Annotated in this window: 14 protein-coding genes; 7 read left to right on the forward strand and 7 right to left on the reverse strand. The window is 44.0% G+C overall.

Annotated features, from left to right (window positions below; genetic code table 11):
• Nucleotide 1 precedes the first annotated feature (1 nt).
• Complete coding sequence (locus tag Q3W56_RS09720; protein ID WP_302895312.1) at nt 2-1,363, reverse strand: YcdB/YcdC domain-containing protein; 1,362 nt, start codon at nt 1,361-1,363, stop codon at nt 2-4.
• Nucleotides 1,364-1,530: 167 nt separating this feature from the next.
• Entirely contained in the window at nt 1,531-2,946 is a 1,416-nt protein-coding gene (locus tag Q3W56_RS09725) for a YcdB/YcdC domain-containing protein (RefSeq protein WP_302895313.1), read from the reverse strand.
• Between the two features lie 173 nt (nt 2,947-3,119).
• On the opposite strand from Q3W56_RS09725, the gene Q3W56_RS09730 reads away from it, so the two are divergent.
• A complete protein-coding gene (locus Q3W56_RS09730) occupies nt 3,120-3,251 on the forward strand; it encodes a hypothetical protein (RefSeq protein ID WP_302895314.1) in 132 nt (43 codons plus the stop codon).
• Nucleotides 3,252-3,273: 22 nt separating this feature from the next.
• The gene (locus Q3W56_RS09735; RefSeq protein WP_302895315.1) at nt 3,274-4,338 is read left to right on the forward strand and encodes a DUF4352 domain-containing protein; all 1,065 of its coding nucleotides are present in this window, start codon (nt 3,274-3,276) and stop codon (nt 4,336-4,338) included.
• Nucleotides 4,339-4,376: 38 nt separating this feature from the next.
• Here the strand turns inward: Q3W56_RS09735 and Q3W56_RS09740 are convergent, their stop codons facing one another.
• The 3 genes from Q3W56_RS09740 to natA form a co-directional block, all read right to left on the reverse strand.
• On the reverse strand, nt 4,377-5,309 hold the full coding sequence (locus Q3W56_RS09740; protein WP_302895316.1) for an aldo/keto reductase: 933 nt from the start codon (nt 5,307-5,309) through the stop codon (nt 4,377-4,379).
• A 135-nt stretch (nt 5,310-5,444) separates the two neighbouring features.
• Complete coding sequence (gene natB, locus Q3W56_RS09745; RefSeq protein WP_302895317.1) at nt 5,445-6,605, reverse strand: sodium ABC transporter permease NatB; 1,161 nt, start codon at nt 6,603-6,605, stop codon at nt 5,445-5,447.
• Nucleotides 6,606-7,346, reverse strand: coding sequence for a sodium ABC transporter ATP-binding protein NatA (gene natA, locus Q3W56_RS09750; protein ID WP_015252894.1), 741 nt, complete (start codon nt 7,344-7,346; stop codon nt 6,606-6,608). It abuts the gene before it with no gap.
• A gap of 144 nt (nt 7,347-7,490) precedes the next feature.
• Between natA and natR the strand changes: the two genes are divergently transcribed.
• Together natR and natK are read left to right on the forward strand one after the other, a co-directional pair.
• A complete protein-coding gene (gene natR, locus Q3W56_RS09755) occupies nt 7,491-8,192 on the forward strand; it encodes a two-component system response regulator NatR (protein ID WP_003234759.1) in 702 nt (233 codons plus the stop codon).
• Between the two features lie 12 nt (nt 8,193-8,204).
• Complete coding sequence (natK, locus tag Q3W56_RS09760) at nt 8,205-9,161, forward strand: two-component system sensor histidine kinase NatK (protein ID WP_064672043.1); 957 nt, start codon at nt 8,205-8,207, stop codon at nt 9,159-9,161.
• 39 nt (nt 9,162-9,200) lie between these two features.
• Here the strand turns inward: natK and Q3W56_RS09765 are convergent, their stop codons facing one another.
• Complete coding sequence (locus Q3W56_RS09765) at nt 9,201-10,277, reverse strand: helix-turn-helix domain-containing protein (RefSeq protein WP_268401186.1); 1,077 nt, start codon at nt 10,275-10,277, stop codon at nt 9,201-9,203.
• 234 nt (nt 10,278-10,511) lie between these two features.
• On the opposite strand from Q3W56_RS09765, the gene Q3W56_RS09770 reads away from it, so the two are divergent.
• Nucleotides 10,512-10,895 carry an RDD family protein gene (locus Q3W56_RS09770; RefSeq protein ID WP_268401185.1) on the forward strand — a complete coding sequence of 128 codons (384 nt, stop codon included), beginning with the start codon at nt 10,512-10,514 and terminating at the stop codon, nt 10,893-10,895.
• A gap of 37 nt (nt 10,896-10,932) precedes the next feature.
• Here the strand turns inward: Q3W56_RS09770 and estA are convergent, their stop codons facing one another.
• Nucleotides 10,933-11,571 (reverse strand): lipase EstA, encoded by a 639-nt coding sequence (gene estA, locus Q3W56_RS09775; protein ID WP_302895323.1) that lies wholly within the window; start codon nt 11,569-11,571, stop codon nt 10,933-10,935.
• Between the two features lie 644 nt (nt 11,572-12,215).
• On the opposite strand from estA, the gene lmrA reads away from it, so the two are divergent.
• Nucleotides 12,216-12,782, forward strand: coding sequence for a transcriptional regulator LmrA (gene lmrA / locus Q3W56_RS09780; protein ID WP_302895324.1), 567 nt, complete (start codon nt 12,216-12,218; stop codon nt 12,780-12,782).
• 49 nt (nt 12,783-12,831) lie between these two features.
• Entirely contained in the window at nt 12,832-14,265 is a 1,434-nt protein-coding gene (gene lmr(B) / locus Q3W56_RS09785) for a lincomycin efflux MFS transporter Lmr(B) (protein ID WP_302895325.1), read from the forward strand.
• The last annotated feature ends 24 nt before the right edge of the window (nt 14,266-14,289 follow it).

A 14,289-nucleotide genomic window follows, 5' to 3' on the forward strand; every position in this document is an offset into this window, starting at 1 on the left:
CTCACAGCCTTTTCTTTTTCCTTATGTGCGCATCAATATAGGAAGGGTAAAAAGGCTTATAGACAAGTTTGTAATGCTGATCGCTGCCTGCTGTAAAATCAGGCTGCCACTCCAGCTTCACGTCAAATACGTCCAAAAACGTTTCTTTCGCTTCTTCGGCAGAAACATCCGGCCTGTGATTAATTGTTTCCAGTTTTTCCGGATCAATATCCGGTGCCATAAAAGCGTCAATCATTCCCTTTTCCGGATTGACAATGATGCGGGCAGCGCCGAACCGCAGCGGCACTCCTTTATACCAGACAGAAAAGTGATTGCGGACCCTCCCTCTTTCATCAATTCGGACAGGATTCGCTCTAAAAAACTCAGCTGCTCTCGGATAGAGGGCATATAAAAATTGAAGTGCTATTCTTTGGCATTCTTCCGTTGAGCATCGGCGGTTGTTCCGCTGGCCCAAAAAAGAAAGCGCTGCTTTTAATTTCCCGGTTTTTTTATCCGTTAATATTTTGATTGTGTTTTTATTTCTCGTTTCAAAATAACTCCCTATGCTTAAATCCTTACGCTCCGGCGCAGTGCCTTTTCGCCACGTGCTTCCTATTTCTTCCCCAAAATCCTTTTCACTGACTTTCTGCATATCAGAGGTGAGGCCCAGCATGGCATATATATTGGTCTCTTCTGTGTTCAGAAGCGGCGGCAGGGGCGCCCCGTTTTCTATTCTTTCATCTGCGATATGCTGGTCAGGCACGATTTCGTCTACATCCGCGGGATAGCTGTATCCCGGCAGAATTGGTTCATACACAAGCCTGGGTGCCTGTTCGCCATCTATGACATCGTACATCAGCTGTAAAGACATTGTATTTAAGTAATGGGCCAAAACCTTCTTTTTTGCTACAAATTTCTTTGGAACCTCGGCTTTATACCCTTCTCCGTAATATAAGAAATGGACAATTTGTCCGCTGCGTGTTATATCAATTAAAAAGCCTGAATTGGGAAGCGGAAGCTCCAGTTCCATTTTGGTATAGATAAACCGGATATGGTGTCCCCGTTCTTCCTTCCCTTGAAAGTGAAATTTCATAAATGTGCCGGGATGGTTGGCGGCAGCAAACTGAAGAGCCATCAGCTTCAACTCGGCATCTGGAAGTTTTTTATCTGTCTCTGAGCAGGCGGTTGTTGAAAACGTGAGCAAAGCGCCGTCATGTCGGAGTTCAACTGTAATGTGCTTTTCCGAATCTTCAGGGTCCTTCCAGATGAAGTATGCCTGCCCCTTCTTCTTTTGATTTTGCTCGTAATCTTCTATCTCAAGCTCATAATGCGGCGGTACATTCCCGATCTCTTGCGCCTTCTTTTTCAGCTGTTTATTAACCAATGAAGTCATCCTTTCAAAGAGTCTACGACAAAGAGAATCCTGTTTATTATATAAAAAGGCCTTTCCTCTTTTAAAGTGAAGAAAGGTCCTTTTCTATTATTGTCATTGTTTTTTGAGATTCTTTCTGTTACTTTCATCACACGGCATTTGCGTGACTTTTGGCTGTTTTACCATGAACTAAAAACGGGCTCTCCTGTATGGGCTTCGATAAATCGCGGATACACCGGCTTATAGACGAGCCGGTAGCTGTGTTCTTTATCATCACCGTATTCTCTCTCCCAGCCTAGCTCAACTTTAAAATGCTGCCAAAAGATAGACTTCGCTTGTTCTGCTGAAATAGCCGGAACTGGATGAATGGCTTCCAGCTCCTTCGGGTCAATATCCGGCGCCATATAAACGGTAATGTGCCCTGTTTGGCGGCTGACGCAGATTCTGGCCTGCCCAAACCGGAGCGGAACCCCGTGACAGTGAGCTTCAAATGTAAAACCAGCGACTGCATTTTCTGCTTCACCGGGTTCGTCATATTTGATCTTAAAATATTGATCAGCTTTTGGAAATAAAGCAAATAGAAAACGAAGCGCCTTTTTTTCGCACTCTGCCTCAGTTACTGTCAACGGCCCTTTTTTCTCCATAAATGACATGACGCCTTCAAGTTTTCCAGTCTCTTTGTTATGAATGGTTTTCAGCGCTTGATGAACCCGTCCTCTAAACCAGCTGTCCACGCTTTTATCCGCCGGCTGATACACGGGATCATCCGGATTCCGCCAAACGGTCCCGATTCTCCCGTTTCCTAAGTCAGCTTCCCGCTCTTTGACAAACCCTTTATCCATTCCGATCATACTGCCGAGTTCAGCCTTTTCTTGAATGCCTTCGAATAAAGGGAGAGGAAAGCTTTCCGGCTCCCTGTCATCGTCATCATCAAGTGCTTGTTCTTCTTTCACCAAATCGGCAGGCACGGTAACAGCCCTGCATTCAGGCTCATACACCAAATGCGGTTGATCGTCCCCGTTTTTGTAAACAGAACGATGGAGAACCTCAAACAAAAGGTCGAACTCCACGTCCTTCTTGATGAAGGCAAATGCCTCTTCATGATCCGCGACCCTCTTTGGCTTAATGATGCTGCCCGCTTTGCCATAATAGCGAAAGGAAATGATCTCACCCGATAAGGAAACTTCAGCCATAAATCCGCTCATGGGAAGAGGAAGCCCGGCTTCTTTTTGAACATATGAAAATCTCACTTTATCGTCGTATGTACGGTCATTTTCTTCACGCATAAAGACTGACAGCGCCCCGGGATAATGAGTCTCTACAAACTGGCGCATGATATCCTCTACTTTATCTTCAGTCAGCCTTTCTCCGATTTCAGGCTCAATATCACGGGATAGAGATTCCAGCTGTCCATCCGGCCCAAGTTCCACGAAAATGCCGATGTGTTCATCCTGAGGATCTATCCAACAAAAATGTGCTCTTTTCTTATCATCACCATAATCTTCAATTTCCAGTTTTAAGTGTGTCGGCACCCGGCCGATTTCCTGTGCTTTTTGTTTCAGTTCCTCTTTCTTCACCAAGATGTCCCCTTTCATCGTTCTTATGTCCTCTTCAACTAATTAAAAAGTAATAGTCTAAAATACACAAATTTCTGAGTTTACCAGTTTTTCCAGAACAATTTTCACCAAAAATAGTATGATAAACCTATTCAATATAACAGCTAATAATCTTAAAATGAATTCCGTTGTCACATTTTATAGGTCCATTCATGACAAAGAAGGGCGGAGTTTCCAGAAAATCCGGTGAATACCGTGAGAAAAGCACTGATTTTTTTGGTTATATTATGCTAATCCATACAAGAAAATCCATTTCTCAAAGACAAAAGACTCCCCTTTCCTAAACCATTTGAGGAGGAAAAATGAATGTTTCAAAAAAAAACGTACGCTGTTTTCCTAATTCTTCTGCTGATGATGTTTACAGCTGCTTGTTCCGGAAGCAAAACAAGCGCGGAGAAGAAAAATTCAGAAACAGAAAAAAGCTCAGATATAGCCAAAGTCAAAATCAAGGATGTCTCTTATACACTGCCATCCAAATATGATAAGTCCACTTCAGATGACCAGCTTGTGTTAAAAGTCAATGTCGCTGTAAAAAACACCGGGAAAGAACCGCTGAATGTGGACAGTATGGATTTCACATTGTATCAAAATGATACTAAGGTGTCTGACACAGATCCCGAGGATTATAACGAAAAGCTGCGCAGCAGCACGATTAATGCTGACAAATCGGTTGAAGGCAGCCTCTTCTACGTTGTAGATAAAGGCGAGAATTACGAGCTTACCTATACGCCGGAATCTTATGGTGATAAAAAACCAAAATCAGTTACTTTCAAAATTGACGGAAAAGACAAAAAAATCCTTACGACAGCAGACCAGCTGCAAGACTCTGCAAAAGCATTATCAGCTTATGTTGATGTCCTTCTTTTCGGTAAAGACAACGCTGATTTCGAAAAAATTACCGGGGACAATAAAAATAAAATTGTAAGTGATTTCAACGAATCAGCCAAAGACGGCTATCTCTCAGCTTCCGGCCTTTCTAGCACATATGCCGACAGCAAAGCCCTTGATAATATCGTGAACGGCATTAAAGAGGGATTAAGCAAAAACGCTTCCATCCAGGCGAAAACAACTTCGATCTCAAAAGACGAAGCCAATGTTGAAGCCACCATTAAACCGATAGATGCATCTTCACTCTCAGACCGCATCGAAGACAGAATGAAAGACTACTACAGCAAAAATTCTGGCGCCAGCTATGAGGATGCTGTGAAATACGCGCTTCAAGTCTATCCTGAAGAATTCAAAAAGCTAGGACCTGCTTCAACTGAAAAAACAGTTGAAGTAAAAATGAAGAAAAATGACATTGACCAATGGCAGCTTGATATGGACGACTACAGAGCAGCAGAATTAGTCGAAGCATTCATTAAAGAATAAAACACCAAAAGGAAATAGTATCTAAAGCTATTTCCTTTTTATGTGAAGATTCCGCTGATGAAGTTCACTTCATCTTCGGTTAGTTCAAGGTTCAAGGTGTTCAAGTTATTTTTCAACTGCTCAAGGCGTTTAGCGCCTGGAATGATAGCGTCTATCGCCGGTCTTGTTAACAGCCACGCCAAGGCAACCTGTGCCGTCTCCGCTTGCTTTTCCTCCGCTACCGCTTTCAGCTTATCTACTTTTTTGAGATTGTGTATAAACACTTCTCCCTGAAATTGCGGCTTATCCTTTCTGAAGTCATCAAAGGCCGTATCTTTCGTGAATTTCCCTGTCAGCAGCCCGGACGCGAGCGGAAAATAGGGAATAAAGGAAATGCCGTGTTTTTCACAGTACGGAAGCAGCTCCTTCTCGGCATCGCGCTGAATGAGAGAATATTCAGCTTGGAAGACCTCCAAATAACCGTCGGCATTAAACTCCTGCAATTGTTGATAATCGAGGTTCGAAGCGCCGATCGCTTTGATTTTCCCCTCATCCTTCAGCTCCTTCAGCGTGCCGGCCACTTCAGCGAGAGGCGTCTTCCCATCAGGGAAATGAACATAATACAAATCAATGTAATCTGTTTTCAGCCGCTTCAGGCTCTTTTCCACCTCGCCCCGAAGAAATTCCCGGCTGTTGTCTAATTCAATGCCGCCGTTCACTTCTTTATGAGCCCCTTTGGTGGCAATAATGAGCTCATGTCGCACGCCGCGTTCTTGTACAACTTCGCCGATTAATTCCTCAGAACGTCCCAGTCCGTATATAAAGGCGGTATCAATAAAGTTCACGCCTCCATTCAATGCCGTGCGCACCAAATCTTTCCCTGTTTCATCATTCAGGTTCGGAAATAGATTATGCCCGCCGACCGCATTCGCACCGAATCCGATCCGCTTCACCTGCAGCTTCGTCTTGCCGAGTGTACGTGTTTGATCCATTGTTCCTTCTCCTTTGATACCAATTTTGATGAAAAATAGTGCAGGGTCACTTTCTGTATTAGATATCCTTTTTCTATTTTCCTTCTTTTTTCAGGATATACAAAAAGGAGAATGTGTATTTCTCCTTTTGCAAGTTTATTTTGGAAGAACCCATTTGTCTTTCAGGAAGCAGGCTCTGGCTAGTAAAAAGAAGATGGCGATGAGCACGGCGATGGTTCCTGACGTAGACAAAATGGCAGCCGGGTCAACCATCCCGAATAAAAGCTGTTTAAATAACGCATGCAGGTTCAGAAACGGGATGAGAAAGTATGATAAGTCAAATTGGTTCGGTGCCTTGCTGAAGATGAAAAACATCGGGAACACAGGCAGAAAGACGACGAGAGACATATAGCTTTGCGCTTCTTTTACCGAGCTGGACATGATGCTGATGAAAAGTTCCATCGCAGATATCAGCAATGCAGAGAGCACAATGATTAAGGCTGAAGCGCCGATTACACTCCACATATGATCTCCCAGCTGGAAGGCCGTTTTTAAATTTTCGGTAAATAACACGGTGGACAAAATCAAAAACACCAAAGCCAATACACCTGAAGCCACGGCAAAAGTGGAAACCGCAAGCCACTTGCCGACCAGCACTTTGTTTCTGCTGACTGGCGTTAATAGCAGCGCCTCGATTGACTTCCGGTCCTTTTCACCGGCCATGATATCAAGAGCGATCGGCATTGCGCCGGAAACAATGGAAGTCAGAATCAGCATGGGCAGAATGGCGGAAAGCATAATAGCGGAAGTCCCTTTCTCCTCATCCGCTTCCTTTTGCTGAATCGTAAACGGCTGGATCACCGATTGATCAATATGCTTATTTGTTAAACGTTGCTGCACAATTTCATTTTTGTACTGATCTAAGGCAGACTGCACAAGCTGCATGGCATTTGAAGACCCTTGATCGATTGAATTGCCGTAAACATCAACCTTAAAAGGTGTCATGCTGTTGACATATGAGTCGAACTCTTTCGGGACGTTCAGATAGGCATCTGCTTTTCCTTCATCAACTGCCTCTTCAGGCTTTGCAAATGTTTTTACGCTGATTTCGTCAAACTCATTAAGCTTGCTTTCCAGTGCGGGCGGAAGCGAATGGCCGACAGCCAGCGTGTACTGCTCCCCTTTGTCGGACAGCATGCTTTCATAAAAGAAGACAAGTCCAAGCATCATAATCATCGGCACTAAAATTGTGAGTAAAATCGTTTTTCTGTCGCGCAAAGCGTCGATCATTTCTTTTTTATAAATATGGCTCAGCATTTAAGAAATCCCCCTGACAAGCTTAGACATAAAGATGTAATTCAAATCCTCACTGCGCTCGCTCTCGTATAGTGATTCAAGTGCCCCCCGGTAAATCACCTCTCCGCTGTGAATCATGATGACACTGTCACAGAGCGCCTGCACTTCCTCCATAATGTGGCTGGAGAAAAGAATCGTTTTTTGTTCTCTTTTCAGCTGCTGTATAAATTCGCGGAAGATGTTGCTTGACGTAATATCAAGCCCAGTTGTCGGCTCATCAAATAAAATGATGTCCGGATCGTGAATCAGCGCTCTGGCAATGGCGACTTTCTGCCTCATGCCTTTCGAAAACCCGCCCACTCTCCGGTTCATATAATCGCGCATGCCGAACCGTTTCGATAAATCTTCTATTCTTGCTTTGATCTCGTGGCGGTTCAGCCCATACAGCCTGCCGAAGTATTGGAGATTTTCTTTAGCGGTCATCCTGTCGTAAAGCCCGGTTTCTCCTCCGAATAAGACACCGATTCTTTTTTTGACTTCAGCCGGCTGCTTGACCGTGTCAAAGCCGTCTACTGTGATTACACCCTGTGATGGTTCAAGCAAGGAAGCAATCATTCTCAGCATCGTGGTTTTGCCGGCACCGTTTTCTCCGAGAATGCCGACGACTTCTCCTTTTTCAATTGTTAAGCTTACATCTCGCACCGCTTTGACTACTTTTTTCTTATCCTGAAACCTGCGGCTGCAATCGGTCAGTGTAATCATGTCACAATCTCCCTTTATCTTTATTTCTAGTAATGACTATATACGAAAAGCTGGATTAGTTGGATAAAGTTGTCGCGAAGAGTTCTTTTTATGTCGCGAAATGGGATAGAATAAAGATGATTCTATGTAACTAGGGGAATGATAATGGTAAAAGTCGGACTTGTAGATGATTATCGAGTAGATTTAGAGAAGCTGGAAGCGATCGTTTCCAGAATGCAGGACGTCGAAATTGTCTTTTCCACCGATTCAGCGAAGGAAGCCTACAGGCGGGTAAAGAACGGAGACATTGATCTGCTGCTTGCCGATATCGAGATGCCCCATATGTCTGGCTACGAGCTTGCTGATTTGATCAAATCCCATTCACTTGATGTGGATGTGATTTTTGTTACCGGCCACGGCGGTTATGCGGTTCACGCCTTTGACCTGAACGTCCATGATTATATTATGAAGCCGTACTATGCCGACCGTCTGGCCGCTTCCTTCGACCGGTACTTGAAAAAGAAAACGGAAACGAGTTTGAATGGGCGTATATTGATAAAGCAAAAGTCTGAAATGCACGTCCTGCAAAAGAAGGATATTATTTTCGCAGAACGGACGGGACGTTCGACGACGATTGTGACAACCGCCGAAGAGGTGCAAACGTATCAAACATTAAATGATATTAAAGGCGACCTGCCCGAAAAGGATTTTCTTCGTTCGCATCGTTCCTTTATTATCAACATTCATTACATAAAGCATTTTTCCGCTTATACCAAGCATTCATTCACAGTTTCCTTTGAGGGAACGTCTAAAAAAGCGATGATCACTAAGCAGCAGCTTGATTATTTTCAAAACTACTATTTTTGAGGAGTTCGGAACGTGATTACCCTTTTTCAATGTCTTTATCTGGTTTTATTTAGTTTCATATGTTATCAGGGAGCTGCTGCTCTTTCACACAGCACAGCAGTCTCTTGGCTCACCGCTGTTTTAGGCGCAGCTGCTGCAGGATTGTACATTTGGAATACGAAGCGGGTGTGGGACTGCTGTTCCTTCCAGCTTTGTGCGTGGATTGCGGTGATTCAAGTGATGTCGGCGGGAGTAGTGCTGATCGGCACAGACATCATGCCGGCATTATGTGTAATCGCGATATTTGCAGGGTGTGAAGGGCTCCGTATCGGACAGTCTGCTTTGCAGGCAAGGCTTTCCGATCAAATTGATAAGCTGACTCAAGCTGAACAGCACGCCAATCAAATGCTGATTGATGTCAGAAGCCGGAATCATGACACAATGAAACATATCACTGCAATCAAATCAGCTCAGCCCAAGGCAGATACACAAGCATATATTCAAAACTGGGCGGATCAATACAGTCAATATGACCGATTTTTGAAGGGAGAGAACGCGTACGTTGCAGGGGTGCTTTATGATTTTTTAGAAAAAGCCCGCGCCTCGAATGTGAGTGTTTCGCTGCATATTCATACACCGCTTTCTTCCCTTCCGTTTTCGCCTGCTGATCAGGTCAGCTTGGTCGGCAACATATTAGAAAATGCGCTCGACAGCGCGGCGGAGGCCCGAGAAAAAGCAGAGATTAAACTGGAGACTTCACTGCGCAGCGGACTTTATGTACTGACTTGTGAAAACAGCACTCCCGGGATGGACCCAAAAGTGCTCGATACAATCTATCAATCGTTTGGCCGCTCAACGAAAAACGGCGCTCATGAAGGCATGGGCACATATATCATTCAAAAACTGGTGAAGAGCGCTTTTGGCAGGCTGGATTTTACCTACCGCCACCCCATCTTCCGGTTAGAAATCAAAATTCCGTTTCAGAAATAAAAAAACCTTGAAAAGCCCGGCTTTTCAAGGTTTTTTTCATTATGAGGATAGCGCTTGTGCAAAACGATCTGCTTCGTCTTGCAGCGTGCTTTCAATTTCTTTGTACCGGCTGGAAATCGTTGATGCGCTGACGCCGTATTTTTTCGCCAGTTTGGCTTGAGAAACGGACGCGCCGTTAAGAGAAATCGCATTTACATAATATTCAACTGCCGCAGCAAAAGCTTCCGGTTTTCTGATGACGGGTGATTTTTTCTCACAGAATGTTTTCCAGATGTCTATGACAGCCGGAATCAATTCAGTCGGATACTCATCTCCGCCCATGCCTTCTTCGATAGCCGCAGCTGTTTCTTTCTCCATGTCGTTTGCCCACTCAATACTGCTTTCTTCCGCTGCCTCTGCTTGCGGCTCTTCATCTTTCTCCGCTAACAGCGCGAACAGAACGTTGTTGAATTCTTGCTTCATGAAGTCTTCCGGCGTTTTGCCATTCTTCACAGCGGCATCCGCATATTTCTTCACTTTGCTGATCAGCGCTTCTGTTCTCTTCACCGGGAAGATCGTGAACTGCATAAAGAACTCTGCTTTTTCTGCTTCATGGATAGGATATCCGAGAATCAGGCTTCCCACTGGCGGGAGGTCTTGATTGTTGGCGTCCATTTCCACTTCGAATTGTTTTGTCGTAATGACATCCTCAAAGTGAATGACACCTTCTTTCAGGTCTTGCAGCAGCAATAAGGCTGGCGTCATGCTCTTCCATGATGCAACAATCTCACGTGTTTTCGGGCGAGTAATCGAATCGCCTTTTTTCTGCAGGTACTCTTCGAAGATTGTCTTTTCACCAGCAAGCGGATGGAAGAAGATTCCCCAGATCCCTAAGTTAAATACGCTGATGTCTTTCGTCTGTCTGTCCATAGCAGAAAGAAATTCATGCTGGTTGATAAAGCCTGAAATGCTTTCTCTATGTACTGTGAAGGCATACTCCACTAAGTCTTCCTGAATTTGTTTTGCTTCTTTTGCTGCTAGTTCTGTCGGGAAGTCGACAACTTTGCTTCCGCAGCATTTTTTATATTTCTTGCCGCTGCCACATGGGCATGGGGCATTTCGTTTCACTTTTCCCACAATAAACCCTCCGAATTCTGTTGTAACTTTTCTATTTTAACAAAAATAACTTCTGAGGGCTTGGTTTCGGGCTAAAAAAGAATTTGGCAATATAATAAGATGGCTGATTATGTCAATTTACCTATGACATTATCACCGCCTTATGTGATTTAAGGCTTATAACCTATTCCCACTTTAGGCCCTTCTTATTTACAATCATTAGGTGTTTATCTAAAATTTCAAGGAGTGTTTATGTTGGAACTAGCTGGTTTTATGCTGCGCGCCTGCGCTCTAGTACTTGATGTCATCATTGCCGCAGCAGTGATTTTGGCAGCCGGATTTACGTTTGGTGACGGGTCCGCCGGCGTCATTATTGTCGCTATATTGATGCTGCTTGTGTATCCTTTGCTAATGCCGCTGACAAATTGGAGAGGTACACTGGGCAAAAAAATCATCGGGCTGCAAATCGTGAGAGACGAAACATACGAAAATATATCTCTCCCACAGGCTATCGTCCGTTACATGATAGCATGGGTGCATGTGTTCTCTCGTTTGATCTATTTGACAGCCGCATTTACAAAGAAAAAACAAGCCGTTCATGATATGGCTGCAAAAACAATCGTGCTGAAAGCAGAATAACCTTGAAGAATAGAATTCTTCAAGGTTATGTTTCTCGTTAATTCGTATTTTGGCCTCCGCCGTTCAATCCTTCTTTAATCAGGCTGTTCACTTGGCTATTTGACAATAAACCGATGTGGCCTACACCATGGATTTGAACATTTTTGGCACCGTCTAATTTTGATAAATAATTCATGACAATCATATCGGCACTGCTGTAAATGGAAGTGTATAAAATCTTTTGATTTGGATCTGTTCCTGGAAGCGCCTTGTTTGTCGTCAAACGATTCGCGCCGCCAAGCGTTACGACGTTTTCAATTTTATCTCCGCCGTCCAGATTTTTTATGTAGTAAAGTGTGTTCGCGCCCCCCATACTGTGAGCGACAATATCCACTTTTTTCGCACCCGTTTCATCCAAAACCTTTTTCACAAATTTTGATAATACCGGGCCATTGTTATAATTTGCGCCTGTCTTGTCCCAAAAGTCCACTGCATACAGCTTGTCCCGCGACCAGCCTTGAGATGCGAGATAGCTCTTAATACTCATAAAATTGAATGATGCTCCTCCAATACCATGTACCATAACAACTGGATTGTGTTCCGCGGCTTTTGCTGACGGCTGCATCGCAAACAACGACGTGACTGACAGCACCAAAACTGTTACAAGTGCAATAAACTTACTTTTTACAAATTTCATAATATCCTCCTTTTTTGTAACAAATTCGTAAATTATATTACATTACCAAATTAATTTAGTAAAGGGTAATTTTTACTTATTTTAAAGAAATTTTAAGGTTAAAGGCGTTTTTTGTCCATCCAAACGATCTTGATTAGTTTTTGATATTTTACGGTGTTGATCAGCAAGTATAATAATTAAGTTTGGCGCAACATTTTCTCTAGGAGACATAGACTTCGCATTACTTTTCCTAGTTTTTGTTTTGGATTGAACTAAGAAAAAACTAGATAGACAGCGAAATGATTAATGAATATTTTGTTCGGGCTGGGAAAGGAAAGGCAAAAAAAAAAGAAATGGAGTCATCTTTCCCCCTATTTCATTTCGTTATATTTAGTCTTTGGGTTTAGTGAATGCCGTGAAATATCCTGTGGCTAATAAAAAGATAAAGGAAGAATATAAGCTAAAATATCTTGGTGAAAGACCAATATTAAAGAAATATATTTGACTTGCAATTCAAGGAAAAAGAAAGCCAAAGATCCAGAGTCCTTCCCTATGAATGCTTTTCTGTTTTTCATCAGTCAATTTTTCTTGACAACCGATGGTCGAATCAAGATAATAGACCAGTCACTATATTTTTGATTGCAATTCAGTAAGGTGGGAATGTTATGAGTTATGGAGATTCCCGTGAGAAAATTCTTTCAGCTGCAACCAGGCTATTTCAGCTGCAGGGATATTACGGCACGGGGCTGAACCAGATTATTAAGGAAAGCGGCGCGCCTAAAGGCTCTTTGTACTACCACTTTCCCGGCGGCAAAGAACAGCTGGCGATCGAAGCGGTGAATGAGATGAAGGAATATATCCGCCAGAAAATCTCGGACTGCATGGAAGCCTACACCGATCCAGCGGAAGGCATTCAAGCCTTTTTGAAGGAGGTCTCCTGCCAATTTTCATGTGCAGAAGACATTGAAGGCTTGCCTGTCGGCTTGCTTGCGGCTGAGACGTCATTGAAAAGCGAACCGTTGCGGGAAGCCTGCCATGAAGCCTACAAAGAGTGGGCCTCTGTGTATGAGGAAAAACTGCGGCTTGCAGGCTGCAGTGAAAGCCATGCTAAGGAAGTCAGCACTGTGATTAACGCCATGATTGAAGGCGGTATTCTTTTATCTTTGACGGCAAAAAACAGCACACCGCTTCTTCATATCTCCAGCTGCATTCCTGACCTGCTGAAGAGATAAAAATAAGACATACTTATACTACGTTCGTAATAGAGAGGGGAAATGACTTTTGGAAACAGCAGCTAAAGCATCTCAGCAATACAAAGTGATGCCGATTATGGTTTCCTTGCTGTTGGCCGGTTTTATCGGCATGTTCAGTGAAACAGCGCTGAATATCGCTTTAACCGATCTTATGAAGGAATTGAACATTACAGCGGCAACCGTTCAATGGTTAACGACGGGCTACCTGCTTGTACTCGGTATCCTCGTTCCTGTATCAGGACTGCTATTGCAGTGGTTCACAACAAGACAGCTTTTCACCGTATCACTTATTTTTTCAATTTTAGGCACCTTGATTGCGGCGCTTGCGCCGAGCTTCTCTTTTTTATTGGCGGCGCGGATCGTTCAAGCACTCGGAACGGGTCTTTTACTGCCGTTGATGTTTAACACAATCTTGGTGATTTTCCCGCCTCATAAACGGGGCGCGGCGATGGGAACGATCGGCCTTGTCATTATGTTCGCGCCCGCTATCGGCCCGACTTTCTCCGGGTTGGTTCTGGAGCATCTCAACTGGCACTGGATTTTCTGGATCTCTCTTCCGTTCCTTGTGCTGGCGCTTGTTTTCGGTATGATATACATGCAAAATGTATCTGAGATTACAAAGCCGAAAATTGATGTATTGTCCATCATCCTCTCGACGATTGGTTTCGGCGGCATTGTGTTCGGATTCAGCAACGCGGGTGAAGGCTCCGGCGGATGGTCCAGCCCGACTGTTATCGTCTCACTGATTGTCGGTGTTGTCGGTCTTATCCTATTTTCAATCCGCCAGCTCACGATGAAGCAGCCGATGATGAACCTGCGTGCATTCAAATACCCGATGTTTATTTTGGGTGTTATTATGGTTTTCATTTGCATGATGGTCATTCTGTCATCTATGCTGCTTCTGCCGATGTATCTGCAAGGCGGCTTAGTCCTGACGGCATTTGCTTCTGGTCTTATTCTCTTGCCGGGCGGCATTTTAAACGGATTTATGTCCCCCGTTACAGGCCGTCTGTTCGACAAATACGGACCGAAATGGCTTGTCATTCCTGGATTTGTGATTGTTACTGTTGTCCTTTGGTTTTTCTCAAACATCACGACCACTTCAACGGCTGCGTTAATTATCATCCTGCACACCTGCTTGATGATCGGGATCTCTATGATTATGATGCCTGCGCAGACAAATGGTTTAAACCAGCTGCCGCGAGAGTTTTATCCAGACGGCACCGCTATCATGAACACACTGCAGCAAATGGCGGGCGCTATCGGAACAGCGGTTGCGGTCAGCATTATGGCTGCAGGCCAGCATGATTATATGAGCACAGCCAAAAATCCTGCCGATCCGGCAGTCATCCCGCAGGCTTTGACAGCGGGCGTGCAGCACGCGTTTGTGTTTGCGATGATTGTTGCTGTTATCGGTTTAATTGGCGCTTTCTTCTTGAAGCGAGTTAAAGTAGATCATTAATATGAAAAGCCTCTGACATTGTGT

Source organism: Bacillus sp. C28GYM-DRY-1 (assembly GCF_030519405.1).
GTDB classification, from domain to species: Bacteria; Bacillota; Bacilli; order Bacillales; family Bacillaceae; genus Bacillus; species Bacillus spizizenii_A.

What these genes read in the sequence shown, in the direction of transcription:
- Q3W56_RS09730 (WP_302895314.1), top strand. Translation starts at nt 3,120, where the DNA reads ATGACAAAGAAGGGCGGAGTTTCCAGAAAATCCGGTGAATACCGTGAG.
- natB (WP_302895317.1), bottom strand. Translation starts at nt 6,605, where the DNA reads ATGCTGAGCCATATTTATAAAAAAGAAATGATCGACGCTTTGCGCGAC.
- estA (WP_302895323.1), bottom strand. Translation starts at nt 11,571, where the DNA reads ATGAAATTTGTAAAAAGTAAGTTTATTGCACTTGTAACAGTTTTGGTG.
- natA (WP_015252894.1), bottom strand. Translation starts at nt 7,346, where the DNA reads ATGATTACACTGACCGATTGCAGCCGCAGGTTTCAGGATAAGAAAAAA.
- lmrA (WP_302895324.1), top strand. Translation starts at nt 12,216, where the DNA reads ATGAGTTATGGAGATTCCCGTGAGAAAATTCTTTCAGCTGCAACCAGG.
- Q3W56_RS09735 (WP_302895315.1), top strand. Translation starts at nt 3,274, where the DNA reads ATGTTTCAAAAAAAAACGTACGCTGTTTTCCTAATTCTTCTGCTGATG.
- Q3W56_RS09740 (WP_302895316.1), bottom strand. Translation starts at nt 5,309, where the DNA reads ATGGATCAAACACGTACACTCGGCAAGACGAAGCTGCAGGTGAAGCGG.
- Q3W56_RS09725 (WP_302895313.1), bottom strand. Translation starts at nt 2,946, where the DNA reads ATGAAAGGGGACATCTTGGTGAAGAAAGAGGAACTGAAACAAAAAGCA.
- natR (WP_003234759.1), top strand. Translation starts at nt 7,491, where the DNA reads ATGGTAAAAGTCGGACTTGTAGATGATTATCGAGTAGATTTAGAGAAG.